The following is a 25,895-nucleotide window of genomic DNA, read 5'->3' as shown; positions in this document are numbered from 1 at the left end:
ATAAGTCGGCCGGCCGGATCAGTCTTTCGGCGGCAGGAAGAAGCTGCGCGGTTGCTCCCGGAAGCGCTGCCAGATCGAGCGGCGCAGCAAGGCCTGGTCGGCCAGCTGAATGCCGCGCGAGCGCAGGGCCACACGCAAGGCCAGGTAGAAGCTGACGCCGAGGTTCAGCACACCGGTCAAGGCAATGCCGGCCACGCACCACCAGAACGCAGGCTGCTGCAGCACCTCGAAGCCCAGGGTGCCGACGGCGGCCGCCAGCTGGCCGGTGGACAGGGTCACATGGCGCACCTCAATCGGCAGGCCGACAAAGGACAGCAAGGCCGGTGCCAGGCCCAGCATCAGACCGAGCGAAATATTGGCCGCCAGGCCCGAGACATTGCCACGCCACCAGGCCGCCCAGCGTTGCGCACGCGCCTGGCCCAGGCGAGCGATCAGGCCCGGGTTCCAGCCGATGGCGGCTTCGACCCGGTGCAGCACAAACCAGTTCTCCACCCAGCCGGCAATCAAGCTGCTGGCGAACAGCAGTACGCCGGTGAAGGCCGCAAACAGGGGCGAGGGGCCGAGCAGGCTGAGCGAATGCAGCACGTACTCGGCGCTCTCTTTGCCCACCAGGGGCGCGCCTGTCAGGACTTGGCTCAGCCCTTGCACCGCCAGCACCACCGGCGCCACCACGGCGAGATTGCCCAGGATGCCCGCGATCTGCGAGCGCAGCAGGTGGGCCACCTCGTCGACAAAGCTGCTCAGACCCGCCGGCGTGTTGATGTGCTGCAGCTTGGCGGCCATGGCCGGCGCCGTCATGGCCGGCTGTTTGGTGGCAACGGTCCAGTGCAGCAGGTGGATGATGACGAAGCTGGCGGCGTAGTTGACGCCCGACCAGAAGCCGGCCCAGAAGGCGGTCAGGCCCAGGGCCATGACCATGAATTTGGCGAAGGTGGTGCCGGCGATGATGGCGCCGCCGCCGGCCGCGTGGCGCAGCATCTGGCGGTAGTCCTCGCGGCTGCGGGTGATGTAGTGTTCGCCGGTTTCGGCGCTGCGCTCGGCCACTTTGCGGGCCAGCAGCGAGTAATGGTGGGAGAACAGGGTGCGGATGCTGCGCCGCTCATGGCCCACGCGCACCAGGCCGGCCAGCAGGCGGGCCAGCTCGCGCGGATGGTGTTCCGCGCCCAGGCAGTCCAGCAAGGCTTCGATGCGTTCGATGCGGGCCAGCATCTGTTCGACCGCGAAGACGATGTCCACCGACACGCCGAAGGCTTCCAAATGCTCGGGCACGCTGGAGGCGGCGCGCTGGCAGATGTCGAGCAGGGCGCGCAGGAGCTGCAGGGCTTGGGCGCTGCGCGCGGCGTCGCCGCTTTGCAGGGCCTGGATCAGGCCGTCGCAGGCGCCGGCCAGCTGCTCGAAGGGCTGGTCGGCCAGCAAATCTGGGCTCATGCGCCGGCGCAAAGGGCCGGAGAGGCCGGCCGCGCGCACGCTGCTGACCAGCACGGTCAGGCCGCGTAGCATGGCTTCGCGCCACTGTGGGGCGGCGTCGCCCGCGGCGCATTCGGCGGCCGCCGGCAGGGCCGGATTCAGCAGGGCGGCCAGGCGCAGCAGCAGCGCTTCATCGAGGGCCAGCAGCCATTGTTCGTCACTGCGCTCGGGGAAGAGCAGGCCGAACAGCTCGGCCAGATCGCGGGTGTCGGCGGTGCGCGGCAGCAGGCGTTGCTGCAGGCGGTGCTGGAACTCGGCCCAGAGCGCCACACGCGGCGCGAAACCGACATCGGCAAACAGGCCACTGGCATCGAGATCGCGCCAGATCGAGTTGAGCAGCTGGGTCACGGCTTGGGCATGGGCCGGGTTGCGTTCCAGCACATTGAGCAGGTGCTTGAGGCGCAGCACCGGCAGCAAGGTGGCGCCGCTACGCAGTTCCTCTTGGCTGGCCGGGTGGCGCAGCCATTCGAGCAGGCGGGCCAGCCAGAGGTTGCGCGCGGCCAGTTCGGCGCGCGCGTCGGCGGCATTCAGCAGCGCCGTCAGGTCCCAGCTCGGGGCGGGGCGCAGCGTCAGCATCAATGCAGGGCGCCGCTGTCGGCCAGCATGAACTCGGGCACCTCAGCGTAGAACACCGTGGCGTCTTCGGTGGCGCACAGGAAGCGGCCGCGCATGCTGCCTTGCGGCGTGGCGATCTGCGCCCAGGAGCTGTACTGGAAGCTCTGGCCCGGCGCCAGCAAGGGCTGGTGGCCGACGACAGCCAGGCCATGAACTTCTTGCTCATGGCCGCGCGCGTCGGCGATGTGCCAGTGCCGGCCGATCAGCTGAGCGCTGACATCACCGATGTTCTCAATCGTGATCGTGTAGCTGAAGGCGTGCACGCCCTGGGCGACGTCGGTCTGCTCGGGCAGGACTTGCACAAGCACCGTGCATTTGAATTGAGGGTTTGGCATGGCGCCGATTCTAGGTTGATCGTCCGACGGCGGCGCTATGCTGCGGCCCATTCCCCTGCGCGGCTGCTGGCTTGGCCGCTTTTTCCGGATCGCGTCATGACCCCGCAACAAACCCTCTATTTGCCCGCCGATGGCTGGCCGCGCTGCCGCTGGTGTGCGGCCGCCGCCGGCGATGCAGCCTATTTGCACTATCACGACACCGAGTGGGGGTTTCCGGTCGCGGACGACCGGCGCCTGTTCGAGAAGCTGTGTCTGGAGGGCTTTCAGTCGGGCTTGTCCTGGCGCACCATCCTCAACAAACGCGAGGCTTTTCGCGCGGCCTTTGCCAACTTCGAGATCGAGCGCATGTCGCGATTCGGCCCGACCGACATTGAGCGCCTGCTGCAGGACGCCGGCATCGTGCGCCACCGCGGCAAGATCGAGGCCGTCATCCATAACGCCAACCGCGCGCAGGAACTGGTGGCGGAGCAGGGTTCGCTCTCGCGCTACATCTGGGGCTTCGAGCCCAGCCACCACGCCGAACCTTTGCCCGGCGAGATCGTCACCGAATCTGATGCTTCGCGCGCCTTGTCCAAGGACCTGAAGAAGCGCGGCTGGAAGTTCGTCGGGCCCACCACCATGTACGCCTTCTTGCAATCCATGGGTTTGATCAATGACCACGCGCCGGGATGCATCACGCGCGAGAAGGTGGCTGCGGCGCGTGCGGCGTTTCGCTCGCCGGCAGGCGGCTGAGTCGGCTCATCGCTGAAACTCGTTTGACGGTTTTTCGCGCTGCGGTGGCTCGGCCCGCCGCCGTGCTCATGGTGCCCGGGTCGGCTCTGCGAGCCGACTGCCCTCGCTGCTCACTGCGCGGCTCAGCGGCGCCAAACTCCCTCCGTTCGCTGTGCTCACTGTGGTCAAACAGGTGGCGCCGAGTCAGTGCTTGAAGCGCGCTTGAAGCAAGCTTCGGCGCGCGCCTGAGCCGCTCCGCTGCGCCCTCGGCCGCGCACAAATCGCCCGTCGTCGGGCCGAGTCACCTCCGAATGTGGCGTGTTCCACCGTCGAGGGGCACATCGACCGCGATGCAAGCGCCCTGCAGTTCGGGTCGCCGTTGGGCGACTTGTGCAGGGCTGAGCAGCGCAGGGCATCGGGGCGCGCGCGTACTCGCGCGCTTCAAGGTCTGACTTGGCGCGTCTGTTTGAACGGAACGAACGCAGTGAGTGAAGAGAGTTATGCGCCAGCCCCGAGGCGTGAGCAGCGCAAGGCAGTCGGCCCGCCAGGGCCGACCCCGGAACCATGAGCCCGGCGGCGGCCCGGACTGCAGGGCCTCACGAGGGAGACCAAGGCGGCTGCTTTGTGCCGGTTGCAGTCCTCCCCGTGCTGAGGCTTGGCCAGAAAAACGAAAAACCGCCAGGGTGATTCATCACCCCTGGCGGTTTGCGCTGCGAGGCGCTGTCTTACTTGGGCATGATCACGCTGTCGATGACGTGGATCACGCCGTTGTCGGCTGCGATGTCGGTGGCCGTCACCTTGGCTTGGTCGACGGTGACGCCGCCCGTGGTGCCGATGGTCAGCTCACTGCCTTGCACGGTCTTGACCTTGCCGGCCTTGACGTCCTTGGCCATGACCTTGCCAGGCACGACGTGGTAGGTCAGCACGGCGGTCAGCTTGGCCTTGTCCTTCAGCAGGGCTTCCAGATCGGCCTTGGGCACTTTGGCGAAGGCCGCGTCGGTCGGGGCAAAGACGGTGAAGGGGCCCTTGCCCTTGAGCGTGTCGATCAGGCCGGCCGCTTGCAGGGCGGTGGCCAGGGTCTTGAAGTTGCCTGCGGCGACGGCGGTGTCGACGATGTCCTTGGCTTGGGCAGACAGGGCGCTCAGGCTCAGGGCGGTGATGGCGATGAAGTGCTTCATGGTGTTGCCTTTGGTGGTGGGTGGGACAGTGAAAAAGTGAAGGGGTGGTCGATCACTGCTTGGGCAGGATGACCTTGTCGATCAGGTGCACGACGCCGTTGCTCGTCATCACGTCGGTGGCGGTGATGCGGGCTTTGCGGCCGTTGCGGTCGGTGATGTCGAGGTTGGTGTCCACCGTCAGGCTTTCGCCTTGCACGGTGTTGACGGCGGTGCCGATCGGCACATCGGCCTTGAGCACGCGGCCCGAGAGCACGTGGTAGGTCAGCACCTTGGTGAGCAGCGGCTTGTTGGCCAGCAGTTCGGCCTTTGTGACGCCCAGCTCGGTCAGCAGCGCGGCGAAGGCGGCGTTGGTCGGCGCGAAGACGGTGAAGGGGCCGGTGCCTTTGAGTGTGCTGCCCAGATCGGCGGCGACCACAGCTTCGACCAGGATGCTGAGGTCGGGCGTGGCGATGGCGGTCTCTACCAGGTCCTTGTTGGCGGGCAAGATCACCTTGTCGATGACGTGGATCAGGCCGTTGCTGCCGGCCACATCGGTGGCGGTGATCTTGGCCTTGCGGTTGCGGCCATCGGTGATCACCAGATCATTGCCCACGACATCGACTTTGAAGATGCCGCCCTGCACGGTGGTGATCGCCTTGCCGGCCGGCACATTGGCCTTGGCGACGCGGGCGGGCAGCACGTGATAGGTCAGCACCGTCTTGAGCAGGTCCTTGTTGGCCAGCAACTGCTCCTTGGTCACGCCCAGCTCGGTCAGCAGGGCGGCGAAAGCGTCGTTGGTCGGCGCAAAGACGGTGAAGGGGCCTGCGCCCGACAGGGTGGTGGCCAGGTCGGCGGCGACCACCGCTTCGACCAGGATGCTGAAGCGCGCATCGGCCTTGGCCACATCGACCAGGGTCGGCTCAGGCTTCGGTGGCGGCGCGGGGTCGTCACCGCCGCCGCAGGCGCTCAGCATCAGGGCTGCAGAGCCCAGCAGGATCCAAGGTTTCAACCAACTGATGATTGACATCGTCGTGCTCCTTACTTGAATTGAACGAGAGAGAGTGTTTGAAAGACGAGGGCAAGGCCCATGCGAGAGACAACGAACAAGGCAGGCAGGCTCGCGCCCGCCCGGCCGCGCCTGGGGGCGAGGCTGGAGGAAAAAAGTGGGGAGTGAACCGAGGGCGTGGCGCCGGCGTCAGTGCGCGTGGCTGCGAGGCGCGCAGGGCGGTGCACGCCAGAGCGGCAGCGGTATGGAAGTCAGCTCGTCGGCAGCAACATCCGGCGCGCTATCGTCCTGCAGCGACGGCGGGATCAGCAGCTGTTCCACCAGATGCAGCCGGCCGTTGCGCGCCAACTGGTCGCTGCCGGGCAGCAGGGGCTGGAGCTGTTCACCCTCGCCCAGCAGGCCCAAGGCGCTGAAGCCCAAGGCCTCACCAGCCGCGGTGCGCAGCTGACCGCCCCAGGGTAGTTCGCTCACGGGGCAGTCAGTCGGCAGCAGGTGCTGCAGCAAGACCTGGCGCAGCAGCTCCGGCCGCCGTGCCAGCTCGCGCTCGCGCAGGCCCAGCCGCGGGGCCAGGCGGGCCATGCCGGCGTTGCTGGGCGCCAGTACTGTGAAGGGGCCACTGCCGGCCAGCAGCGAGTCCAGGCCGGTGCTGCGCAGGGCGGCCAGGAAATCGCGGTGCTCGGGGTTCTGGGCGATCATGTCCAGCAGGCCATGCGCCGCTGGCTGCAGCACCCGGTCGATCACATGCAGATGGCGCTGCGGCCCGGTTTGGCGGCTGCTCAGCAGCTGGGCGCGGCGGCCGCTGGCGTCGAGCAGGGCGGGCGCTGCCAGGCTGTCGGAGGCGGAGGCCAGGCGCAGGGCGTGGGCGCCGAGGGTGTCCAGCGCTGCGCCGCGGTGCCTGCGCAGCGCTTGCGCCGTGCAGGGCTGGGGCAGCACATGACCGAGCAGCCAGCGGCGCAGGGCGGCGCGGTCTTCGCAAAACGCCGCCCAGCTGCTGCCGCTTTGTTCCAGCTCGGCCTCGAAGGCGGCAAAGGCGGCGTCCTCGGGCACCAGCAGGCTGAGCTGGCCCTGGGTGGCGGCCGGGTCCAGGGCCCGCTCCATGCCGGCCAGGCGCACCGCTTCGCGCCAACGCTCGAGGCGCGGCATGTTGACTTGGGCAGGCGCGAGCGGCGACACGCAGGCGCTGCCGTCGGGCAACAGCTCGCTGCGTGCCAGGCGTGCCAGGCGGGAGGGATTGATGAGCCAGTTCAACATGGATGGGTCTCCGTGGGCTGTGCTGCGTCTGCGTGCCGGTTGGGTGGGCGAAGGTTTCGCCGAATGTGCTGGGTGTGAGGCCCGTGGGTCGTGAGTGATCTGTACTGCTTGGGATGAAATGTGAACTGAGTAGTTCACAAAGTCAACTGCTGCGTATAAAAAGTTACGAATTCGGGCGTTTAGGAACTGCCCCGTCGTTTTGGTGGCCGATGCCCCCTAGAATCTGCGCATGGCAAGAGTCTCTTTTCGCGAACAAGTGTTGCAAGTGCGTGAGGACGCCATCGTGGCGTCCGTCAACCGCTTGCTGGCCGAAAAAGGCTTTGACCTGATGACGGTGGACGAGGTGGTGGCCGATGTCGGCATCGCCAAGGCCAGCCTCTACAAGCACTTCGCTTCCAAGGAAGAACTGGCCGCCGCCGCCATGGTGCGCGTGCTGGACTTGGCCCTGGGTGAGGTGGAACGTCTGCGCCAGCAGCCCGCCGCGCCAATGGAGCAGCTGCGCGCCGTGGCCCGCTGGACCATGCAGGTGCAGCTGGCGGGCGAGATGCCCTCGCTTCCCTCGCAGAACTCGACGCTGCGCGCCGCCCTGGTGGCGCACAAGGGCTATATGGACCGGCTGCTGCGCCTGTCCGACCTGCTGGGCGAGTGGATCGAAGCCGGTCAGGCCGACGGCAGCCTGCGCGCCGAGCTGCCGCCTGAGGTGCTGCTCTACACCTTGTTTGCTCGCGCCTGCGACCCGGTGCTGGGCCTGCTCAAGGCCGCCGGCCAGTACAGCGATGCGCAAATCATCGACATCCTGCTGCTCAGCTGTTTCGGAGGCCTGGCCTCGGGGCAAGAGGCTGCAGCTGCGGCCGGCACCAAGCGGGTGCGCAAGGCCTGAACTTCGGCTCGGCTTGGGACGATCTGCCGGCGCGGCGCCGGAGCCGGCAATCGCACCGGAGTCCATGGCGCAGGCCGTTAGGTCTATTGCTTGGAGTGCTGTATGAAATTACAGTCTTTTGGTGCCCGGTTGATTCCCAGCCTGGCCTCGAACCTCATTGCCAGGAGCCAAGCCATGCTGGACCACATGACCTTTCGCGTGCGTGACATCGCCCAAGCCAAAGCCTTTTACGCCGCCGCGCTGGCGCCGCTGGGCTACACCCTGGCGCTGGAGGTCAATTTCGGCGCCAACATCGTCGGCTTCGGCCACCCGGATGCCAGCGAGCCCGAGGGCAAGCGCAGCGACGTCTGGTTCATCGACGGCCCCTCGCCCTACGGCGGCCCGGAGGTGACCACGGGCTGCCATCTCTGCTGGCGCGCCGCCAGCCGGGCGCAGGTCGATGCCTTCTACGCCGCCGCCATCGCCGCCGGCGGCCGCGACAACGGCGCGCCGGGCCTGCGCCCGCACTACCACCCCAACTACTACGGCGCCTTCGTCATCGACCCCGAAGGCAACAATATCGAGGCGGTCTGCCACCTGCCGGGCTGAGCTCCGGGCCAGTTTTGTCTGCCCGCAGCGAGGCGGCCGGCCGGGGGCTTCTAAAATCCCCCATCCGCCCCACCGAGCGCCCGCGCGCCAGCAGCCAGCCATGAGCACCCCTCAATACCGCATCGCCCCCAGCCTCCTGTCCGCCGATTTCGCTCGCCTGGGCGAAGAAGTCCGAAATGTCCTGGCCGCCGGCGCCGACTGGATCCACTTCGACGTGATGGACAACCATTACGTGCCCAATCTGACCTTCGGGCCCATGGTCTGCGAGGCGCTGCGCAAGCATTCGGTCAAGCCGGACGGAACGCCCGCCGCCATCGATGTGCACCTGATGGTCGAGCCGGTCGATGCCCTGGCCGTGGCCTTTGCCAAGGCCGGTGCCGATCTGGTGAGCTTCCACCCCGATGCCTCCAAGCATGTGGACCGCACCCTGCAGCTGATCAAGGCCGAGGGCAAGCAGGCCGGCTTGGTCTTCAACCCGGCCGAGCCGCTGGATGTGCTGGAGTGGGTGATCGACAAGGTTGACCTGATCCTGATCATGAGCGTCAACCCCGGCTTCGGCGGCCAGAGCTTCATCCCCAGCGCACTCAAAAAGCTGGAAGCCGCGCGCAAGATCATCGACAAGAGCGGCCGTGACATCCGCCTGGAGATCGACGGCGGCGTCAAGGTCGACAACATCCGCCAGATCGCCGATGCCGGCGCCGACACCTTTGTCGCCGGCTCGGCCATCTTCGGCAAGCCCGACTACAAGGCCGTGATCGACGCCATGCGCGCCGAACTCGCGCGCTGATTGCCGTGCCCGCCGTTCTCTTCGTCTGCACGGCCAATATCTGCCGCTCGCCCATGGCCGAGGCGCTGTTGAAGGCGCGTCGGGGCGGCTTCGGCCCGGGTGCCGATGCGGCCTTTGTCGATGTGGCTTCGGCCGGCGTCCATGCCGGTCCGCGCGGTGAACCGGCCGACAAGCGGGCGGCGGCGGCGCTCGAGCGTGTGCGCCTGGGCATCGACAAAAAGTGGCGCTCGCGTCGGGTGCGCGCCGAGGATTTTCAGCGTTACGAGCTGATCCTGGCAATGGAGACCGACAACCTGGTCGCCCTGCGCAAGATCTGTCCCCCCGAGTTGCAGCATCGCCTGCACCTGTTCATGGACCTGGTGCCCGGCATGGCCGGTCAGGATGTGCCCGACCCATACTTTGGCCCGGCCAGCGGTTTTGATCAGGTGCTGATGCTGCTGGAACGTGGCCTGGTGACGCTGGGTCAGGCCTGGCGCAAAGGGGCGCTGCCGCGCGCCTGAGTGGGCAAAGACGGCCAAGCCGGGTCGCTTGCGCTCAAGCGACCATGACGTGGCGGTTTTTCGGCACGAGGTGATTCGTGTCGCCGCAGGCCCGAGATCATGCGGCGCATGGTCGAGAAATCAGCCGCCAACAGGAGGCAGAAAGCTCAGCGATTGATCGTCGTCACCATGCCGGCCATCCTCCTTCGTGCCTAGCCAGCGGCACGGGCGCTGGCCCCAAAACAAAGCGGGCAGCCCTGAGGCTGCCCGCAAATGTGTGGAGCTTTGCTCAGCTCAGAGGCTCAGTCAGAGCGTCGGGTAGTCCGTGTAGCCCTTGGCGCCCGGCGTGTAGAAGGTGCTGGCATCCGGTGCATTGAGCGCGGCGCCGGTCTGGAGGCGGGCCGGCAGGTCCGGGTTGGCCAGGAAACTGGTGCCGAAGGCGACCGCGTCGAGCAGGCCGGCTTGGATGGCCTGCTCAGCCTCTTCGCCGCTGTAGCCCATATTGCCGATCAGCACGCCCTGGTACTTGGCACGGGCCACGGGCAAGACATCGGCTTTTTGCACCTGGAAGAAGTCGGCGCGCATCACGTGCAGATAAGCCAGCTTGTAGGCGCTGACCTTCTCGGCCAGGAAGCCGATCCAGCCTACGGGATCGCTGTCGACCATGCTGTTGTAGCTGTTCAGCGGCGACAGGCGCAGGCCCACACGGTCGGCGCCGATGGCGGCCGTCACGGCATCCAGCACCTCGAACAGGAAGCGGGCGCGGTTCTCCAGCGAGCCGCCGTAGGCATCACTGCGCTTGTTGACGCCGTCGCGCAGGAACTGGTCGATCAGGTAGCCGTTGGCACCATGCACTTCGACGCCGTCAAAGCCGGCGGCGATGGCATTGCGCGCGCCCTGGGCATAGGCCTCGACCAGGGCCGGGATCTCATCGGCGCGCAGCTCGCGCGGCTGGGCATTGGCTTCCTTGCCATTGGGGGTGTGCACCTCGCCCTCGATGGCGACCGAGCCTGAGGACACCGGGGTCGTGCCTTCGTTCATGGCCGGGTGAGCGGCGCGGCCGGCGTGCCAGATCTGCATGAAGATGCGACCGCCCTTGGCGTGCACGGCGGCGGTGACGTGCTTCCAGGCTTCGATCTGCTCGGCGTTGTAGATGCCGGGTTCATTGATGAAGGCCGAGGTGTGGGGCGCCACCATGGTGCATTCGGTGATCAAGAGGCCACCGCTGGCGCGCTGGGCGTAGTACTCGGCCATCAGCGCATTGGGCATGTGGCCGGCGTCGGCGCGGGTGCGCGTCAGCGGGGCCAGCAGGATGCGGTTGGGCAGGGTCAGGGCGCCGACTTGGAGGGCAGAAAAAAGCATGGAGGTGTTCATTTCGTTGGCGCTGCGCAAGGCAGCAGGTGCGACAAGGTAGCACCGCAGCAAAGAACTTGCCGCAGCGCGCGTGGTGGATTTGCGCTAACCCCTCTGGTTTCAGGCGGTTTGTGCATGGGTGGACGCCGTGGCCGGCGCTTCATCGACCACCCGGGTGTCCGGGCCTTTGCCGCTGAAGCGGTCCAGTGCCAAGTAGATCACCGGCGTGATGTAAAGCGTCACCGCCTGCGACAGGATCAGGCCACCGACCACGGCCAGGCCCAGGGGCTGGCGCAGCTCGGCGCCGGCGCCCAGGCCCAGGGCGATGGGCAGAGCGCCCATCAAGGCGGCCAGGGTGGTCATCATGATGGGGCGGAAACGCAGGATGCAGGCCTCGCGGATCGCCGCCTCCGGGCTCATGCCGCCCTGGCGCTGCGCGTCGAGCGCGAAGTCGATCATCATGATGGCGTTCTTCTTGACGATGCCGATCAGCATCAGGATGCCGATGGTGGCGATCAGCGTCAGGTCCATGCCGAACAGCTCCAGCGTGATCAGCGCACCCACGGCCGCAGAGGGCAGGCCAGCCAGGATGGTGATGGGGTGGATATAGCTCTCGTAGAGCACGCCCAGCAGCACATAGATCACCGCAATCGCCAGGCCAATCAGCAGCAGCTGGCCGCCTTGCGAATCCTGGAACACCGCGGCATCACCGCCATAGCTGGTGATGATGCTGGCCGGCAGCTGGATCTCCTTGACGTAGCCATCTAGCTTGGCCGTGGCATTGCCCAGGGGCACATCGGGCGCCAGATTGAAGGACAGGGTGATGGCCTGCAGCTGCCCCTGGTGGTTGACCGAGGTGGGCCCCAGGCCGCGCTGCACGCTGGCAAAGGCCGTCAGCGGCACCAGAGCGCCGCCCTTGCCGCGCAGATAGATCTTGCCGAAGGCCTCTTCGTTCAGGCGCTCGCTGTCGGCTGCCTCCATGATGACCTGGAAGGTGTTGCTCTCGGCATAGATGCTGCTGACCTGGCGCTCGCCGAAGGCGGCGTAGAGCGCGCTGCGCAGGTCCTGCATCTGCACGCCCAGCAGGGCGGCGCGTTCGCGGTCGATGATGAGGTTGGCCTGCAGGCCGCGCAGCTGGGAGTCGCTGGTCACATCGCGGAATATGGGGTCGCCGCGCAGCTTTTCCTGCAGCTTGCTGGCCCAGCTGTTCAGCTCGCCCGCCGCCACCGATTGCAAGGTGTATTGGTAGCGGCTCTTGCTCTGCCGCCCGCCCAGCTGCAGGTTCTGCACCGGGCGCAGGTAGACGGCCAGGCCGGGCACGGCGCGCAGCTTTTTGCGCAGGCCCTCGACCACTTCTTTCATCGGCGGGCGCTCGCCGCGTGCTTTCAAGTTGATGAACATGCGGCCGGTGTTGACCGCGTTGCCGCCGCCACCACCGGCGCCCAGCGCCGCCGAGACGCTGGCCACGGCCGGGTCCTTGCGCACGATCTCGGCGGCCTGCTCCTGCAGCACCTGCATGGCGTTGAAGGAGATGTCTTCGGAGGCCTCGGTGCTGGCCTGGATTTGGCCGATGTCTTCCTCGGGGAAAAAGCCTTTGGGAATGCGGTCGTAGTGCCAGGCGCTGGCGGCAAAGCTCAGCAGGGCCACGCCCAGCACCCAGCGGCGGTGGCGCAGGGCGGCGTCCAGGCTGCGGGTGTAGGCGGCCAGCACGGCGTTGAAGCCGCGCTCGAACAGGCGGCCGAAGCGGCCTTCCTCCTGCGGCTCGTGGTGGCGCAGAAAGCGGCTGCAGAGCATGGGCACCAGGCTCAGCGAGACCACAGCCGAGACCAGTATGGACAGGCTGACCACCACCGCGAACTCGTGGAACAGCAGGCCGATCACACCCGGCATGAAGAAGATGGGGATCAGCACCGCCACCAGCGAGATCGAGATCGAGACGATGGTGAAAGCCATCTCGCGCGCGCCGCGCACGGCGGCCGCAAACGGCTCCATGCCGTCCTCGACATGGCGGACGATGTTCTCCAGCATGACGATGGCATCGTCCACCACCAGGCCCACGGCCAGGGTAATGCCCAGCAGCGAGATGTTGTCCAGGCTGTAGCCCAGGGCGTAGAGCAGGGTCAGGGCGCCGATCAGCGAGATCGGCAGCGACAGCGTCGGGATCAGCGTCGCCACCGCCTTGCGCAGGAAGATGAAGATCACCATCACCACCAGGGCCACGGTCAGGGCCAGGGTGAAGTAGACGTCGTGCAGCGATTCGCGCACCGAGAGCGAGCGGTCGTTCAAGGTGCTCATCTGCACCGAGGCCGGCAGCTGGGCCTGGAAGCGCGGCAGCATGGCCTTGACCGCATCGACCACCTTGACGGTGTTGGCATCGGGCTGGCGCTGCACGGCCAGGGTGATGGAGCGCTCGCCGTTGAAGCTGGCGAAGGACTTGACCGTCTCGAAGCTGTCCTGCACCTCGGCGACATCACGCAGAAAGATGGGCGCGCCATTGCGGCTGCCCACCACGATGGCGCCGAACTCGCGCGCGTTCTTGAGCTGCTTGTTGGCCTGGATGGTCAGGGTCTGACGCGTGCCGTCGAGCACGCCCACCGGGGTGTTGGCATTGGCGCCGCGGATCGCGGTCTGCAGCTCTTCCAGCGTCAAGTTGCGCTGCTGCAGCAGCTCGGGCTTGACCTTGATGCGCACCGCATAGCGCTTCTGGCCAAAGATGGAGACTTGCGCCACGCCGTCCAGCGTGGACAGGGCCGGGGTGATCAGGTTCTCGGCAAAGTCACTGAGCTCGGACAGATTGATCGAGGGCGAGGTCAGCGCCACCAGCAGCACCGGCGCATCGGCCGGGTTGACCTTGCGGTAGCTGGGCGGCGATGTCATCTCGGTGGGCAGGGCGCGCAGCGAGCGGAACAGCGCCGCCTGCACATCGACCGCGGCCGCATCGATATTGCGCGAGGGGTCGAACTCCAGGGTCAGTGAAGTGGAACCCAGGATGCTGCTGGAGGAGATCGCGCTCAAGCCGGCAATGGTGGAGAACTGCTTCTCCAGTGGCAGGGCCACCGAGGAGGCCATGGTCTCGGGCGAGGCGCCGGGCAGGCTGGCCTGCACATTGATGACCGGCGTGTTGTAGGAGGGCAGGGCGGCCACCGGGATCTTGCTCCAGGCCGCCAGGCCGGCGATCACCAGGGCGAGATTGAGCAGCACGGTCATGACCGGCCGGCGGATGAAGGCTTCCGTCAGGCGCATGCTCAGGCTCCGGCGGCGGATGCACTGGACGCAGCGGAGGCCGCAGAAGCCGCAGAAGCAGCCGCCCCGCGTTTGCCGCCGCCACCCTGGGCCGGGTTCAGCTGGGCCGGCTGGGGCTTGAGCGGCGTGCCGGGGCGCAGGTTTTGCTTGCCTTCCACCACCACGCTGTCGCCGGCCTTCAGGCCTTCGACCACCACCCAGTCACCGAAGGGGTAGCGGGTCTGCACCGGGCGCATCTCGGCGGCTCTTGTCGGCGCCCACCACGTAGACGGAGCGCTCGTTGCCTCGCTGGATGATGGCCGCCTGCGGCACCACCACCGCGTCCTTGATCGTGCGCAGCGTCATGCGGATGCGCACGTACTGGCCGGGCCAGAGCGTCTGCTGGCTGTTGTCGAACTCGGCTCGCACTTTGATGGTGCCCGTCGTGCTGTCGACGAGGTTGTCGACAAAGCCGAGCTTGCCCTTCAGGGGCTGTTCCTTGGCCGCTTGATCACTGCCCCCGCGCGCGCCGGGCATCAGCAGTTGGGCATCGAGCGCGGGCGGGTTCTTCTCGCCCGGCGCGGCGCGCGTGGCCGCCAGCAGCGATGCCAGCTGGGTTTCCGGCAGATTGAAGCTCACGCCGATGGGGTTCATCTGCACGATGCTGAGCAGGGGTGTGGCTGCCGCGCTGCCGCCTTGCACCAGGCTGCCGGGGTTGACGCTGATCAGGCCGACGCGGCCGTCCATGGGCGCGCGCAGCTCGTTGTAGCCCAGGCTCAGCTGCGCGGCTTGCAGGGCGGCCTCGTCGGCCTGCACGGCGGCGCGTTGCGCTTCCACCGCGGCCTGGCTGCTGTCCAGGGCGCTGGGCGCGATGAAGTTCTGGGCGCGCAGCTCTTGGGCGCGCTTGTACTGGCGCTCGGCATCGGCCAGGCTGGCGCGGTCGCGGGCCAGCTGGGCGCGGGCGCGCTCGACATTGGCCCGGTCCGGCCGGTCGTCGAAGCGGAACAAGACCTGACCCCGGCGCACGGTGTCGCCGTCCTTGATCAGCACCTCGCGCACCACGCTGCTGGTCTGGGCGCGCAGGTCCACGGTCTTGAGCGAGGCCACGGTGCCGCTGGCTTCCACCGTCACGGGCACGTCCTGCAGCCGGGCGGCCATGACGCCCACGGTTTGCGGCGGGCTCTTGCTGCTTGCATTGCTCGCGGCGGAAGCAGGGCTGGCAGGCGCTGCGCTGTCGGCGCCCGGGCTTGGTTTCTTGTGCTGCTGGAGGTACCAGCCGCCGCCGGCCAGGCTCAGCAGGACGACGGTGCTCAGGGCGACGGGCTTGAGGCGCATTTCTTGTTCGCTTTCGGCGCAGGCACCGGGACATGGTGCGCTGAGGAATGGGGTGCCCGAGCTTAAGCGATCAAGAAATGGCGTGTATTGCTGCTCCGTGAACGGGCCTGGTCTTCAGGCCAAGGCCTGCATGGCGCGGGCGAGCTGCGCACCGACACGGGCGTTGTTCTTCACCAGGGCGATGTTGGTGGCCAGGCTGCGGCCTTCGGTCAGGGCCTTGATGCGGGCCAGCAGGAAGGGCGTGACGGCCTTGCCGCTGATGCCTTGTGCCTCGGCCTCTTGCAGGGCTTGGGCGGTGATGGCGTCGATTTCCTCGCGCGGCATGGCCTCGGCCGCCGGCACCGGGTTGCTCACGACCACGCCGCCGCGCAGGCCCAGGTCCCATTTGCAGCGCAGAAAGCGGGCCTGCTCGGCGGCCGTGTCGAGGCGGAAGTCGGCCTTGAAGCCACTGTCCGGCGTGTAGAAGGCGGCGAAGTGGTCCTGGCCCACGCTGAGCACGGGCACGCCGTGGGTTTCCAGGTATTCCAGGGTCAGGCCGATGTCCAGAATGCTCTTGGCGCCGGCGCAGACCACGGCCACCGAGGTCTGGGCCAGCTCCTGCAGATCGGCCGAGATGTCGAAGCTGGTCTCGGCGCCGCGGTGCACGCCGCCGATGCCGCCGGTCACGAAGACCTCGATGCCGGCCAGCTCGGCGCAGATCATGGTGGCCGCCACGGTGGTGGCGCCGATGCGGCCGCTGGCCAGCACAAAGGGCAGGTCGCGGCGGCTGACCTTCATCGCCTCGGGCGAGCGGCCCAGCAGCTCCAGCTCGGCGTCCGAGAGGCCGATGCGGATCTTGCCGTCCAGGATGGCGATGGTGGCCGGCACGGCGCCCTCGGCGCGGATGAGGGCCTCCACCTCGCGGGCGGTCTGCACGTTCTGCGGGTAGGGCATGCCGTGCGAAATGATGGTGGACTCCAGGGCCACCACGGGCTGGCCGGCGGCGCGCGCGGCGGCCACTTCGGCGGAGAAGACCAGGAAATCGGCGGAGGGGGTGGTGCGGGTGGTACGGGAGGTGGGGTTCATGCGTGTGGCTTCGTGAAGTCTTCTTGCTCTTGCAGCAGCGCGGGGCTGAGCTCGGGGTGAACGGTGTGGGGGCTTTGCACGGTCAGGGCGGCCAGGCGCAGGCCCAGGCGGCAGGCGCTGGCCAAGCTGGCCTCGGCCTGCAGCAGGCCGGCGCAGACGCCGGCGGCCAGGGCATCACCGGCGCCGGTGACATCGCAGACCGGCACGGCCGGGGCGCGCAGATGCAGCGGCGCCTGGCCGGCCTCGCTGCAGATCAATCCGGCCTCGCCCAGACTCAGCACCAGCTGGGGCAGGCCGCGGGCATGGAGCTCGGCCAGGGCCTGGGCCAGGGCGGGCAGGGGCTGCTGCGGGTCGTGGGCGGGCAGGGTGTGTCCGAGCAGGGCGGCCAGCTCGCCGCGGTTCAGCAGCAAGGTCGTCAAGCCTTGCAACTGGGCCGGCAGATGGCGCATCTTGGCCTCAGAGACCGCCACGGCCAGCAGGCGCCGGCCCGGGTTCTCTTGCGCCTCGCGCAGCAGCAGGGCGATGCTCTCGGCCGGCAGATTGAGGTCCAGCACGATCAGGCGCGCCTGCTGGCGCTGGGCGCAGCTGCGGCGCAGAAACTCCGGGTCCAGGCGCTCGGCCAGAGGCATGGCGGCCAGGGCCAGCTGCATCTCGCCGGCCGCATCGAGCACGGCGGTGTAGCTGCCCGTCGGCGCGTCCGCCGCGCGCAGCGTGCCCTGGGTGGACAGGCCCACGGCCGCCGCTTGCGCCAGCAAGGCCTGACCGGCGGCGTCCTCACCCACGGCGGTGATCAGCTGGGTGGGCAGGCCCAGGCGGGCCAAGTTCTCGGCCACATTGCGCGCCACGCCGCCCAGGCTTTCGCTCATCACGGCTGGGTTGGAGCTGCCCATCTGCAGCGCGCCCAGGGTGCGCAGCTTGCGGTCGATATTGGCGCCGCCTATGCACAGCACCGGCGCCTGCTGCGGCAGCACATAGGCCCGGCCAAGGATGCGGCCCTCGCGCGTCAGCGCCGCGATATGCCCGGCCACGGCCGAGCGCGACAGGCCCAGGCGCTCGGCCAGCGCCTGCTGGCCGATGAAGGGATCTTGCTGCAGTAATGCCAGCAGCAGCTCTTTTTTGCTGTCCATGCCGGCATTCTAGACAAATGTCCTCATTGAAGACAATTGTCCACATTGTCGCTGCACTTTCACCCATTCACTTGTTCACCTGTTCACCCCCCCCCCCTCTAATTGGGGCAGACGCGTTCGCCTGTGCTTCGGGTGAAGCACAGATCCCCGCGGTCGGCGGGGCGCTTGTCTTTGCCGTCTTCGTGTTGTTTGCGCACCTGCTCGGCCTGGCGAGCGCTATCGCGTACCCGCTCCAGGCAGCTGTTGCGCTCGCTGTTGGCCAGCAAGGCCTGGCAGCGATCGCGTTCATGCTCCAGTCGCAGGTCGTAGGCCACTTCGCCCACGGCGGTGCAGGCGGCCAGAGGCAAGGCGCAGAGGCCCAGCGCGAGGCGGACCCATGCGGTGGATGAGCTTGCGCGGGTGAACAGCGGGGAAAGCTTGAAGGGCTTGAAGGGCGGCATGGCGGCGGGCTTGGACGCATGTGGGAAGTCTGCACAGTCTGCCTGCGTTCAGGACGCCAAAACTTGCACATGAACCGAGTTCCGGCTCGTGCGCCCTTGGGGGCGCCGGGCCTGCGACTTTGAATGTCCAGCCTCTGCCGGCCGGAGCACGCGGGTGGATACTGCCATGCATGAAACTCAGCGCTTGCCGCACCGCATGGAGTCTGTCTCAGTGAATACATCTGCCCCAAGTCCATTTCCCTACGCCATCGGGCGGGGCCTGCTGCTGGCGCTGGCGCTGCTGCTGTCCCTGGTCGGCCCGGCCTCGGCCTACCGCGACGAGGATGAGGGTGAGTATCAGATCCTGCAAGCCAGTTACGGCACAGCCCAGCGCCATGTCGACGTCACCCAGCGCCTCAAAGAGCTGGCCCGTCAGGACCGCCGCTTCAGGCTGGTCAACGAGCTGTTTGGCGTCGACCCGGCGCCCGGCGAAACCAAGACCTTGCGCATCTACACACGCGGCCGCGACGGCGATCAGCATGTGTTCGAGTACCGCGAGCACGGGGATGTGGACGGCAGCCAATTCACCGGCTGGGGCGGCGGCAACTGGGGCCAGGGCGGCTGGCAAGGCGGCTGGGGCGAAGGTCCGGTGCGCCCGGGCGCGTCGGCCTGGGGCCAGGGCCGCGGCCAGAACAGTGATGACGGCGAGTACCAAATTCTGCAAGCCAGCTACGGCACCGAGCGGCGCCATGTCGATGTGACGCCGCGCCTCAAGGACTTGGCCCGCCAGGACCGTCAATTCAAGTTGGAGAACAATGTCTTCGGTGTCGACCCGGATCCGGGCCGCAACAAGATCTTGCGCATCTATGCCCGTGGCCGTGACGGCCAGACCCGCATCTTCGATTACCCCGAATACAGCCATGTCGACGGCAACCAGTTCACCGGCTGGGGCGGCGGCAACTGGGGCCATGGCGGGTGGCAGGGCGGCTGGGGTCAGGGCGCTGGCAATGACAGAGCCTACAACCGTGGCGACCTGCGCATCATCAGCGCCCGCTACGGCGTCGGACGCCAGACCCGCGACGTGACCGACAGCCTGCAGTCTCAGATGCGCCGCGACCGCCTTGATGTCGAGGTCAGCAATCGTCTGTTCGGTTTTGACCCGGCGCCGGGCGAGCGCAAGGTTTTGTGGATCACTTACTCGGTCGGCGGTGGTCGAACGCAAGAAGTTCGGGTCGAGGAGCGCGACCGCGTGCGCCTGCCTTGAATCACGCCCTCGTGGCCGATGCAGTTCGACCTTTTTCTTCTCTGTCTCCTTGAATCTGATGCACCTTCCGACGATCCCCCCCGCTGCTTTCATCCTCGACCTCGACGGCACCTTGGTCGATACCCTTGGCGATTTTGTCGCGGTCCTGAACCGTGTATTGACGGAGTTAGGCCTGCCTGAGGTGCGGCGGGCTTTTGTCGAGCGCACGGTGGGGCAAGGCAGTGAGCATTTGATCCGCAGCACTCTGGATCATGTCGGCGCCGATCCGGCCCAGCGCTACGAGCAGGCGTGGGCGGCGTATCAGGCTCATTACCGCCAGCTCAACGGGCAGTTCTCCGAGGTGTACCCCGGCGTGCGCGAAGGCCTGACGCTCTTGCGATCGACCGGGCGGCCCATGGCCTGCCTGACCAACAAGCCGGCGGCCTTTGCGCGCGAGCTGTTGGCGCGCAAGGAGCTCTCAGGCTTCTTCGACCTTGTGTTCGGTGGCGACGACTTCGAGCGCAAAAAGCCCGACCCCTTGCCCCTGCTCAAGACCTGCGAAGCCTTGGGTACGGCGCCGGCCGAGACTTGGATGATTGGCGACAGCAGCAACGATGCGCGCGCCGCCGCGGCGGCCGGTTGCCCGGTGTTGCTGCTCAGCTATGGCTACAACCATGGCGAGCCGATCACAGCGCTGCCCGCTCTGCAGCACCTGGACCGTCTCGACCAGATCAGCCTCGGTCCCGCAAAGAGCGCTTGACGCCCAGCAGGGCCTCTTTGAGCTGGTCATCGGCCGGCGACTTGCCCAGCCAGATGCGCAGCAGGGCGCTGAAGAATTCGGGTTCCTTGATCGGCGCGCCCATGGGCTTGCCGTTCAGGAAGACGGTGGAGCCGGTGCCGGGGATGTAGTCGATCCAGAAGTATTCGCCCGAAGTCAGGCTTTTGCGGGTGGAGAAGATCTCGGCCACGCGCAGCACGCCGTTGATCGCTTTGCCGAACTCTTCGCGCGACGCGTTCTGCTCCATGCCCTTGGTGAACAGCTTGCCGAGCTCATTGCCGTCCACTTCGCGCAGCATGACCAGGTGGATGCGCTTGGCGCCGGGTGCAGCCAGCACGGCGTCGGCATTGCTGTTCTTCTCGGCCATGTAAAGGCCGGCGGTGTAGACCTTGAATACGGCCTTGTAGCGGATGCCGGCGCCATTGAGCTGCAGCTTCTGGCCGCCGACGTCGGCTTGGGTTTCGTACTTCACCCCTGCCAGATCCACCGTCTGTGCCTGAGCGCCGCTGCCCGCGGCTGTTAGGAAGAGGCCGGCCAGTGCAAACAGGCCCGCGGCCAGGCGGGCCTGAAGAGAAATTCCAAGCATTCGTTGTGTCTCCGTTGTCTTTGTTGTGGTGTGTTCAGCTTTGCTGTCCCTGAGGTAAGCAAAGGTAAGCGGCAGTATGGCCGCAAGCCGGCCGCTCTGCCAGCGCCTGTTTGAATGGGGCTGCTACACTCGCCCGCACTATGTTCATCACGCGCAAGCACATCAAGGGGTCGCACGACCGGGGAGCCTGGCCCTGGCGTTGCCCGCTCGCCTTCCTCCGCTGAAGAAGACGCCGCTTGGCCCGCTGCTTGCTGCGGGCGTGAACCTCGAGATGCGATGCGCGATGCGCGCGCTGTCCGAGACCTCGCCCCGGCCCATGTCCACCTGAACCTTTGCTGAACGCCCGCGCCTCCAGGGTGCGAGGCCACAGGGTGGACCGCGAACAAGCCATTGATGATGAAGACGCGCCGCCCACACCGCCCAGACAAAGCGCCGGGGCGCGTCGCCTGCCTGCAAGGGTTTGACGTGATGATCACTGAACTTGAATTCCAAAGCCTGGCCGCCCTGGGCTACAACCGCATCCCGCTGATCAGCGAGGCCTTCGCGGACCTGGAAACCCCGCTGTCCCTGTACCTGAAACTCTGCGCAGGCGCTGGCGCCTACGGCGGCAACTCGGGCAAGCACAGCTTTCTGCTCGAATCCGTGGTCGGTGGCGAGCGCTTCGGGCGTTACTCCTTCATCGGCCTGCCCGCCCGCACCGTGCTCAAAAGCCATGGGCGCACGACCGAGGTGATCCGCGACGGCGCCGTGGTCGAGACGCATGAAGGCGACCCTCTGGACTTCATCGAGGCTTACCAGCAACGCTTCAAGGTGGCCCTGCGCCCCGGCATGCCGCGCTTCTGCGGCGGCCTAGCCGGCTACTTCGGCTACGACGCGGTCCGCTACATCGAGCCCAAGCTGGCCAAGACCGAGAAAACCGGCGGCCTGGACACGCCCGACGTGATGCTCTTGCAATGCGAGGAGCTGGCCGTCATCGACAACCTCTCGGGCCGGCTCTACCTGATTGTCTATGCCGACCCTGCCCAGCCGGAGGCCTTCCACAAAGCCAAGAAGCGCGTGACCGAGCTGCGCGACAAGCTCAGCTACAGCGTCAGCGCGCCCCAGGTGAAGCGCGGCCAGGCGCATCCGGTGCAGCGCGAGTTTGCGCGCGCCGATTTCGAAGCGGCCGTGCTCAAGGCCAAGGACTACATCGCCGCCGGCGACTGCATGCAGATCGTGTTCGGCCAGCGCCTGTCCAAGCGCTACACCGAGTCACCGCTCAGCCTGTACCGCGCCCTGCGCTCGCTCAACCCCAGCCCCTACATGTATTTCTATGACATGGGCGACTTCCAGATCGTCGGCGCCTCGCCCGAGATCCTGGTGCGGCATGAGCGCACGGCCGAGGGCCAGCAGGTCACCATCCGACCCCTGGCCGGCACCCGGCCGCGCGGCGGCACGCCCGAGCAAGACCTGGCCCTGGAAGCCGAGCTCAAGGCCGACCCCAAGGAGCGCGCCGAGCATCTGATGCTGATCGATCTGGCCCGCAACGACCTGGGCCGCATCGCCGAGATCGGCTCGGTCAAGGTGACCGATGCCTATGCGGTGGAGCGTTACTCACATGTGATGCACATCGTCAGCAATGTCGAAGGCCGGCTGCGCGAGGGCTTGTCGAATATGGATGTGTTCCGCGCCGCCTTTCCGGCCGGCACGCTCTCGGGCGCGCCCAAGATCCGCGCCATGGAAATCATCGACGAGCTGGAGCCGGTCAAGCGCGGCATCTACGGCGGCGCCTGCGGCTACCTGAGTTTTGCCGGCGATATGGACCTGGCCATCGCCATTCGCACCGGCATCGTGCAGGATCAGACTTTGTACGTCTCGGCCGCGGCCGGCATCGTGGCCGACTCGGTGCCCGAGCTGGAGTGGAAAGAAACGGAAGCGAAAGCCCGCGCCTTGCTGCGCGCCGCTGAACTGGTTGAGGAGGGCTTCTAAATGCTGCTGATGATCGACAACTACGACAGCTTCACCTTCAACCTGGTGCAGTACTTTGGCGAACTCGGCGCTGAGGTCAAAGTCGTTCGCAATGACGAGATCACCCTGAACGAAATCGAGGCCTTGCGGCCCGATCACCTGGTGTTCTCGCCCGGGCCGTGCTCTCCGGCGGAAGCCGGCATCTGCGTGCCGGCCATCCAGCATTTCGCCGGCAAGCTGCCCATCCTGGGCGTGTGCCTGGGCCACCAGAGCATGGGGGCGGCCATGGGCGGCAAGATCATTCGCGCCAAAACCCAGATGCATGGCAAGGCCAGCACCATCAGCACCGACCAGAAGGGCGTGTTCCACGACCTGCCGCGTGATTTCAGCGTCATCCGTTACCACTCGCTGGTGATCGAGGAGGCCACGCTGCCCGCGGTCTTCGACATCACCGCGCGCAGCGAGGACGGCGAGATCATGGGCGTGCGCCACCGCGAGCTGGCCGGCACCGCCGCGCCGATGGAGGGGGTGCAGTTCCACCCCGAATCCATCCTCAGCGAGCATGGCCATGCGATGCTCAAGAACTTTCTCCAACGGGCCCTTTGAGCACCATGAGCACTGTTGTCGATCTTCGCAGTGATACGGTGACCCAGCCGACGGCTGCGATGCGCGAGGCCATGCAGGCCGCTCCCTTGGGCGACGATGTGTTTGGCGATGACCCCTCGGTCAATGCCTTGCAGCAGGCTCTGGCTGAGCGCCTCGGCTTTGAGGCGGCACTCTTCATGCCCACCGGCACGCAGAGCAATCTGGCGGCGCTGATGGCGCATTGCCAGCGCGGCGAGGAGTACATCGTCGGCCAGTTCGCGCACACCTACCGCTGGGAAGGTGGCGGTGCGGCCGTGCTCGGTTCCATCCAGCCTCAGCCGCTGCCCCACCAGGCCGATGGCTCGCTGTCGCTGGCCGACATCGAAGCCAATATCAAGCCCGATGATGCTCACTTCGCCCGCACCCGCTTGCTGACGCTGGAGAACACCATCGGCGGCAAGGTGCTGCCCCTGGACTACCTGGCCGCGGCCTCGGCTCTGGCGCAGAAACATGGGCTGACGCGCCATCTGGACGGTGCGCGCCTGTTCAATGCCGCGGTGGCCGTGGATGCCGCGGATCCGTATGCCGCGGCCCGGCGCATCTGCAGTCATTTCGACAGCGTCTCGGTCTGTTTTTCCAAAGGTCTGGGTGCGCCGGTCGGTTCGGTGCTCTGCGGCTCGGCGGCGCTGATCCAGCGCGCCCACCGCTGGCGCAAGATGCTGGGCGGCGGCATGCGGCAAGCCGGTGTGCTGGCGGCTGCGGCTCACCACGCGCTGGACCATCACGTCCATCGCCTGGCCGAGGACCATGCCCTGGCTCAGCACCTGGCCCAGGGCCTGCAAGGCATTGCGGGCTTGAGCGTGGAAGCGCCGCAGACCAATATCGTTTTTGTGGATGTGGCGCAGGGCGAGCGGGCTGCCGGCTTGTTGCCTTATCTGAAGTCGCGCGGCGTGTTGGCCACGGGCCTCTATCGCCTGCGTTTTGTGACCCATCTGGATGTGGATGCGGCCGGTGTGGACCACGCTGTGGCGGCCGTGCGCGAGTACTTCGCTTGAGAGGAAATTGAGATGCCGATCACCGACACCGAAGCCCTGACCCGCGTCATCGAACACCGGGAAATCTTCCACGACGAAATGCTGACCCTGATGCGCCGCATCATGGCCGGCGAGATGTCGCCCGTGATGTCGGCCGCCTTGCTGGCCGGCCTGCGGGTGAAAAAGGAAACCATCGGCGAGATCACCGCCGCCGCGCAGGTGATGCGCGAGCTGTCCAACAAGGTGCCGCTGGAGCCGGCCCTGCACCCGCATCTGGTCGATGTGGTGGGCACGGGCGGCGATGGCGCCCACACCTTCAACATCTCGACCTGCTCGATGTTTGTGGCTGCCGCTGCCGGCGCGCAGGTGGCCAAGCATGGCAACCGCAGTGTCTCCAGCAAGACCGGCAGCGCCGATGTGCTGGAGCAGCTGGGCGCCAACATCATGCTCAGCCCGGCCCAGGTGGCCGAGAGCGTGGCGCAGACCGGCATCGGTTTCATGTTCGCGCCCAACCACCATCCGGCGATGAAGAACATCGCCCCGGTGCGCAAGGAGATGGGCGTGCGCACCATCTTCAACATCCTGGGGCCGCTGACCAACCCGGCCGGCGCGCCCAACATCCTGATGGGCGTGTTCCACCCCGATCTGGTCGGCATCCAGGTGCGCGTGATGCAGCGCCTGGGCGCCGAGCATGCCCTGGTGGTCTATGGCAAGGATGGCATGGACGAGATCTCGCTGGGCGCCGCCACTCTGGTCGGTGAGCTGAAGAACGGCGAGGTGCGCGAGTACGAGATCCACCCCGAGGACTTCGGCCTGGCCATGGTGTCCAACCGCAGCCTGCGCGTGGCCGGCCCGGAGGAATCGCGCGTGATGCTGCTCGGCGCCCTGGCCAATGAGGACGGCGCGGCGCGCGACATCGTGCTGCTCAATGCCGGCGCCACCTTGTACGCCGCCAATGTGGCCAGCTCGATCGCCGACGGCATCGCCCGCGCCCGCGCGGCCATTGCCAGCGGCGCGGCCCGCGCCAAGCTCGACCAGTTCGTGGCCGCCACACAGGCTTTAGGCCGCGGCTGAGCGCCCTCGCATCTTCCATCTGCCGATCCACACCATGTCCGACATCCTCCGCCGCATCGTTGCGGTCAAACATGAAGAGCTGGCCCTGCTGCGCCGCCAGCGCTCCCTGGTCAGCCTGCGCGAGGAGGCGGAAAGCGCCGAGCGCCGCGCTGACCTGCGCGACTTCGAAGCGGCCTTGCGCGCCCAGATTGCTGCGGGCCGCAGCGCTGTGATTGCCGAAATCAAGAAGGCCAGCCCCAGCAAGGGCGTGCTGCGCGCCCACTTCGAGCCTGCCGCCATCGCGCAGAGTTATGCCCGCCACGGCGCCGCCTGCCTGAGCGTGCTGACCGATGCGCAGTTCTTCCAGGGCTCGGTTGCCTACCTGCAGCAGGCCCGCGCGGCCTGCGCGCTGCCGGTGCTGCGCAAGGACTTCATGGTCGACGAGTACCAGGTCTTTGAAGCGCGGGCCATGGGGGCCGACTGCATCTTGCTGATCGCCGCCTGCCTCGATGACGCGCAGATGGCCGATCTGGAGGCCGTGGCGCAAAGCCTGGGCCTGGCGGTGTTGGTCGAGGTGCACGACGGTGCCGAGCTGGACCGCGCCCTTCGCCTCAAGACCCCGCTGGTCGGCATCAACAACCGCAATCTGCGCAGCTTCGAAGTCACGCTGGACACCACCCTGGGTCTGCTGGAACGTGTGCCGGCCGAGCGCTTGCTGGTGACCGAGTCCGGCATCCTGGCTGCGGCCGATGTGCAGACCATGCGCGCCGCGAACGTGCATGCCTTCCTGGTCGGCGAGGCCTTCATGCGTGCGCCCGATCCGGGTGAGGCGCTGGCCGCCTTGTTCGCCTGAAGCCCTGGCAAGCAAGCCT

At 67.1% G+C, this 25,895-nt stretch carries 25 protein-coding genes; 12 read left to right on the top strand and 13 right to left on the bottom strand.

All coding sequences use genetic code 11. From position 1 onward, the window contains the following. Positions 1-18 precede the first annotated feature (18 nt). Together ACQY39_RS00445 and apaG are read right to left on the bottom strand one after the other, a co-directional pair. Positions 19-2,043 (bottom strand): site-specific recombinase, encoded by a 2,025-nt coding sequence (locus ACQY39_RS00445; protein WP_428502951.1) that lies wholly within the window; start codon positions 2,041-2,043, stop codon positions 19-21. Beyond that, a complete protein-coding gene (apaG, locus tag ACQY39_RS00440; protein ID WP_263517710.1) occupies positions 2,043-2,417 on the bottom strand; it encodes a Co2+/Mg2+ efflux protein ApaG in 375 nt (124 codons plus the stop codon). Before apaG ends, ACQY39_RS00445 begins: the two co-directional genes overlap by 1 nt. Before the next feature lie 96 nt (positions 2,418-2,513). Between apaG and ACQY39_RS00435 the strand changes: the two genes are divergently transcribed. Beyond that, a complete protein-coding gene (locus ACQY39_RS00435) occupies positions 2,514-3,149 on the top strand; it encodes a DNA-3-methyladenine glycosylase I (RefSeq protein ID WP_428502950.1) in 636 nt (211 codons plus the stop codon). A 704-nt stretch (positions 3,150-3,853) separates the two neighbouring features. On the opposite strand, the gene ACQY39_RS00430 is transcribed toward ACQY39_RS00435, so the two are convergent. The 3 genes from ACQY39_RS00430 to ACQY39_RS00420 form a co-directional block, all read right to left on the bottom strand. Then, on the bottom strand, positions 3,854-4,306 hold the full coding sequence (locus ACQY39_RS00430; protein ID WP_428502949.1) for a fasciclin domain-containing protein: 453 nt from the start codon (positions 4,304-4,306) through the stop codon (positions 3,854-3,856). Between the two features lie 52 nt (positions 4,307-4,358). Beyond that, a complete protein-coding gene (locus ACQY39_RS00425) occupies positions 4,359-5,312 on the bottom strand; it encodes a fasciclin domain-containing protein (RefSeq protein WP_428502948.1) in 954 nt (317 codons plus the stop codon). 168 nt (positions 5,313-5,480) lie between these two features. Next, entirely contained in the window at positions 5,481-6,542 is a 1,062-nt protein-coding gene (locus tag ACQY39_RS00420; RefSeq protein ID WP_428502947.1) for a fasciclin domain-containing protein, read from the bottom strand. A 229-nt stretch (positions 6,543-6,771) separates the two neighbouring features. Between ACQY39_RS00420 and ACQY39_RS00415 the strand changes: the two genes are divergently transcribed. The 4 genes from ACQY39_RS00415 to ACQY39_RS00400 all read left to right on the top strand — a co-directional run bounded on the left by ACQY39_RS00415 (position 6,772) and on the right by ACQY39_RS00400 (position 9,297). Continuing rightward, on the top strand, positions 6,772-7,422 hold the full coding sequence (locus tag ACQY39_RS00415; RefSeq protein WP_428502946.1) for a TetR/AcrR family transcriptional regulator: 651 nt from the start codon (positions 6,772-6,774) through the stop codon (positions 7,420-7,422). A 174-nt stretch (positions 7,423-7,596) separates the two neighbouring features. Next, entirely contained in the window at positions 7,597-8,010 is a 414-nt protein-coding gene (locus ACQY39_RS00410; protein ID WP_428502945.1) for a VOC family protein, read from the top strand. Positions 8,011-8,110: 100 nt separating this feature from the next. Then, on the top strand, positions 8,111-8,797 hold the full coding sequence (gene rpe, locus ACQY39_RS00405; protein ID WP_263517702.1) for a ribulose-phosphate 3-epimerase: 687 nt from the start codon (positions 8,111-8,113) through the stop codon (positions 8,795-8,797). A 5-nt stretch (positions 8,798-8,802) separates the two neighbouring features. After that, complete coding sequence (locus ACQY39_RS00400) at positions 8,803-9,297, top strand: low molecular weight protein-tyrosine-phosphatase (RefSeq protein WP_428502944.1); 495 nt, start codon at positions 8,803-8,805, stop codon at positions 9,295-9,297. A 285-nt stretch (positions 9,298-9,582) separates the two neighbouring features. Here the strand turns inward: ACQY39_RS00400 and ACQY39_RS00395 are convergent, their stop codons facing one another. From ACQY39_RS00395 to ACQY39_RS00365, 7 genes are all read right to left on the bottom strand, one after another. Next, positions 9,583-10,638: an alkene reductase gene (locus tag ACQY39_RS00395; protein ID WP_428502943.1), complete on the bottom strand. Its 1,056-nt coding sequence runs from the start codon at positions 10,636-10,638 to the stop codon at positions 9,583-9,585. Positions 10,639-10,749: 111 nt separating this feature from the next. Further along, a complete protein-coding gene (locus tag ACQY39_RS00390) occupies positions 10,750-13,872 on the bottom strand; it encodes an efflux RND transporter permease subunit (protein WP_428502942.1) in 3,123 nt (1,040 codons plus the stop codon). Positions 13,873-13,874: 2 nt separating this feature from the next. Next, the gene (locus ACQY39_RS00385; protein WP_428502941.1) at positions 13,875-14,108 is read right to left on the bottom strand and encodes a hypothetical protein; all 234 of its coding nucleotides are present in this window, start codon (positions 14,106-14,108) and stop codon (positions 13,875-13,877) included. Continuing rightward, positions 14,074-15,186 (bottom strand): efflux RND transporter periplasmic adaptor subunit, encoded by a 1,113-nt coding sequence (locus tag ACQY39_RS00380; RefSeq protein ID WP_428502940.1) that lies wholly within the window; start codon positions 15,184-15,186, stop codon positions 14,074-14,076. Before ACQY39_RS00380 ends, ACQY39_RS00385 begins: the two co-directional genes overlap by 35 nt. A gap of 114 nt (positions 15,187-15,300) precedes the next feature. Next, on the bottom strand, positions 15,301-16,251 hold the full coding sequence (locus ACQY39_RS00375; RefSeq protein ID WP_428502939.1) for a pseudouridine-5'-phosphate glycosidase: 951 nt from the start codon (positions 16,249-16,251) through the stop codon (positions 15,301-15,303). Further along, positions 16,248-17,378, bottom strand: a complete 1,131-nt coding sequence (locus tag ACQY39_RS00370; protein ID WP_428502938.1) for a PfkB family carbohydrate kinase — start codon at positions 17,376-17,378, stop codon at positions 16,248-16,250. The genes ACQY39_RS00375 and ACQY39_RS00370 overlap by 4 nt, the downstream gene beginning before the upstream one ends. Before the next feature lie 98 nt (positions 17,379-17,476). Continuing rightward, entirely contained in the window at positions 17,477-17,818 is a 342-nt protein-coding gene (locus tag ACQY39_RS00365) for a hypothetical protein (protein WP_428502937.1), read from the bottom strand. 211 nt (positions 17,819-18,029) lie between these two features. On the opposite strand from ACQY39_RS00365, the gene ACQY39_RS00360 reads away from it, so the two are divergent. Then, the gene (locus ACQY39_RS00360; RefSeq protein WP_428502936.1) at positions 18,030-19,061 is read left to right on the top strand and encodes a hypothetical protein; all 1,032 of its coding nucleotides are present in this window, start codon (positions 18,030-18,032) and stop codon (positions 19,059-19,061) included. A gap of 58 nt (positions 19,062-19,119) precedes the next feature. Then, on the top strand, positions 19,120-19,800 hold the full coding sequence (gene gph / locus ACQY39_RS00355) for a phosphoglycolate phosphatase (RefSeq protein ID WP_428510681.1): 681 nt from the start codon (positions 19,120-19,122) through the stop codon (positions 19,798-19,800). On the opposite strand, the gene ACQY39_RS00350 is transcribed toward gph, so the two are convergent. After that, a complete protein-coding gene (locus ACQY39_RS00350; RefSeq protein WP_428502935.1) occupies positions 19,772-20,404 on the bottom strand; it encodes a chalcone isomerase family protein in 633 nt (210 codons plus the stop codon). The two genes, gph and ACQY39_RS00350, sit on opposite strands and share 29 nt — an antisense overlap. A 468-nt stretch (positions 20,405-20,872) precedes the next feature. Here ACQY39_RS00350 and trpE point away from each other — a divergent pair, with 468 nt between their 5' ends. The 5 genes from trpE to trpC are packed head-to-tail and all read left to right on the top strand — an operon-like array spanning position 20,873 to position 25,876. Beyond that, a complete protein-coding gene (trpE, locus tag ACQY39_RS00345; protein WP_428502934.1) occupies positions 20,873-22,372 on the top strand; it encodes an anthranilate synthase component I in 1,500 nt (499 codons plus the stop codon). Continuing rightward, positions 22,373-22,957, top strand: coding sequence for an anthranilate synthase component II (locus tag ACQY39_RS00340; protein ID WP_428502933.1), 585 nt, complete (start codon positions 22,373-22,375; stop codon positions 22,955-22,957). A 5-nt stretch (positions 22,958-22,962) separates the two neighbouring features. Further along, positions 22,963-23,991, top strand: coding sequence for a low-specificity L-threonine aldolase (gene ltaE / locus ACQY39_RS00335; protein WP_428502932.1), 1,029 nt, complete (start codon positions 22,963-22,965; stop codon positions 23,989-23,991). Positions 23,992-24,003: 12 nt separating this feature from the next. Next, positions 24,004-25,044, top strand: a complete 1,041-nt coding sequence (gene trpD / locus ACQY39_RS00330; RefSeq protein ID WP_428502931.1) for an anthranilate phosphoribosyltransferase — start codon at positions 24,004-24,006, stop codon at positions 25,042-25,044. A 34-nt stretch (positions 25,045-25,078) separates the two neighbouring features. Further along, positions 25,079-25,876 (top strand): indole-3-glycerol phosphate synthase TrpC, encoded by a 798-nt coding sequence (gene trpC / locus ACQY39_RS00325; RefSeq protein ID WP_428502930.1) that lies wholly within the window; start codon positions 25,079-25,081, stop codon positions 25,874-25,876. Positions 25,877-25,895 lie beyond the last annotated feature (19 nt).

This window comes from Roseateles sp. (assembly GCF_965262435.1).
Classification (GTDB): domain Bacteria; phylum Pseudomonadota; class Gammaproteobacteria; order Burkholderiales; family Burkholderiaceae_C; genus Paucibacter_A.
This window is presented reverse-complemented; position numbering and strand designations above follow the sequence as displayed.

Bases quoted from the DNA above. Each gene is read 5' to 3' on its own strand.
- ACQY39_RS00445 (WP_428502951.1), bottom strand. From the start codon at position 2,043: ATGCTGACGCTGCGCCCCGCCCCGAGCTGGGACCTGACGGCGCTGCTG.
- apaG (WP_263517710.1), bottom strand. From the start codon at position 2,417: ATGCCAAACCCTCAATTCAAATGCACGGTGCTTGTGCAAGTCCTGCCC.
- ACQY39_RS00435 (WP_428502950.1), top strand. From the start codon at position 2,514: ATGACCCCGCAACAAACCCTCTATTTGCCCGCCGATGGCTGGCCGCGC.
- ACQY39_RS00430 (WP_428502949.1), bottom strand. From the start codon at position 4,306: ATGAAGCACTTCATCGCCATCACCGCCCTGAGCCTGAGCGCCCTGTCT.
- ACQY39_RS00425 (WP_428502948.1), bottom strand. From the start codon at position 5,312: ATGTCAATCATCAGTTGGTTGAAACCTTGGATCCTGCTGGGCTCTGCA.
- ACQY39_RS00420 (WP_428502947.1), bottom strand. From the start codon at position 6,542: ATGTTGAACTGGCTCATCAATCCCTCCCGCCTGGCACGCCTGGCACGC.
- ACQY39_RS00415 (WP_428502946.1), top strand. From the start codon at position 6,772: ATGGCAAGAGTCTCTTTTCGCGAACAAGTGTTGCAAGTGCGTGAGGAC.
- ACQY39_RS00410 (WP_428502945.1), top strand. From the start codon at position 7,597: ATGCTGGACCACATGACCTTTCGCGTGCGTGACATCGCCCAAGCCAAA.
- rpe (WP_263517702.1), top strand. From the start codon at position 8,111: ATGAGCACCCCTCAATACCGCATCGCCCCCAGCCTCCTGTCCGCCGAT.
- ACQY39_RS00395 (WP_428502943.1), bottom strand. From the start codon at position 10,638: ATGCTTTTTTCTGCCCTCCAAGTCGGCGCCCTGACCCTGCCCAACCGC.
- ACQY39_RS00390 (WP_428502942.1), bottom strand. From the start codon at position 13,872: ATGCGCCTGACGGAAGCCTTCATCCGCCGGCCGGTCATGACCGTGCTG.
- ACQY39_RS00385 (WP_428502941.1), bottom strand. From the start codon at position 14,108: ATGCGCCCGGTGCAGACCCGCTACCCCTTCGGTGACTGGGTGGTGGTC.
- ACQY39_RS00380 (WP_428502940.1), bottom strand. From the start codon at position 15,186: ATGCGCCTCAAGCCCGTCGCCCTGAGCACCGTCGTCCTGCTGAGCCTG.
- ACQY39_RS00375 (WP_428502939.1), bottom strand. From the start codon at position 16,251: ATGAACCCCACCTCCCGTACCACCCGCACCACCCCCTCCGCCGATTTC.
- ACQY39_RS00370 (WP_428502938.1), bottom strand. From the start codon at position 17,378: ATGGACAGCAAAAAAGAGCTGCTGCTGGCATTACTGCAGCAAGATCCC.
- ACQY39_RS00365 (WP_428502937.1), bottom strand. From the start codon at position 17,818: ATGCCGCCCTTCAAGCCCTTCAAGCTTTCCCCGCTGTTCACCCGCGCA.
- gph (WP_428510681.1), top strand. From the start codon at position 19,120: ATGCACCTTCCGACGATCCCCCCCGCTGCTTTCATCCTCGACCTCGAC.
- ACQY39_RS00350 (WP_428502935.1), bottom strand. From the start codon at position 20,404: ATGCTTGGAATTTCTCTTCAGGCCCGCCTGGCCGCGGGCCTGTTTGCA.
- trpE (WP_428502934.1), top strand. From the start codon at position 20,873: ATGATCACTGAACTTGAATTCCAAAGCCTGGCCGCCCTGGGCTACAAC.
- ACQY39_RS00340 (WP_428502933.1), top strand. From the start codon at position 22,373: ATGCTGCTGATGATCGACAACTACGACAGCTTCACCTTCAACCTGGTG.
- ltaE (WP_428502932.1), top strand. From the start codon at position 22,963: ATGAGCACTGTTGTCGATCTTCGCAGTGATACGGTGACCCAGCCGACG.
- trpD (WP_428502931.1), top strand. From the start codon at position 24,004: ATGCCGATCACCGACACCGAAGCCCTGACCCGCGTCATCGAACACCGG.
- trpC (WP_428502930.1), top strand. From the start codon at position 25,079: ATGTCCGACATCCTCCGCCGCATCGTTGCGGTCAAACATGAAGAGCTG.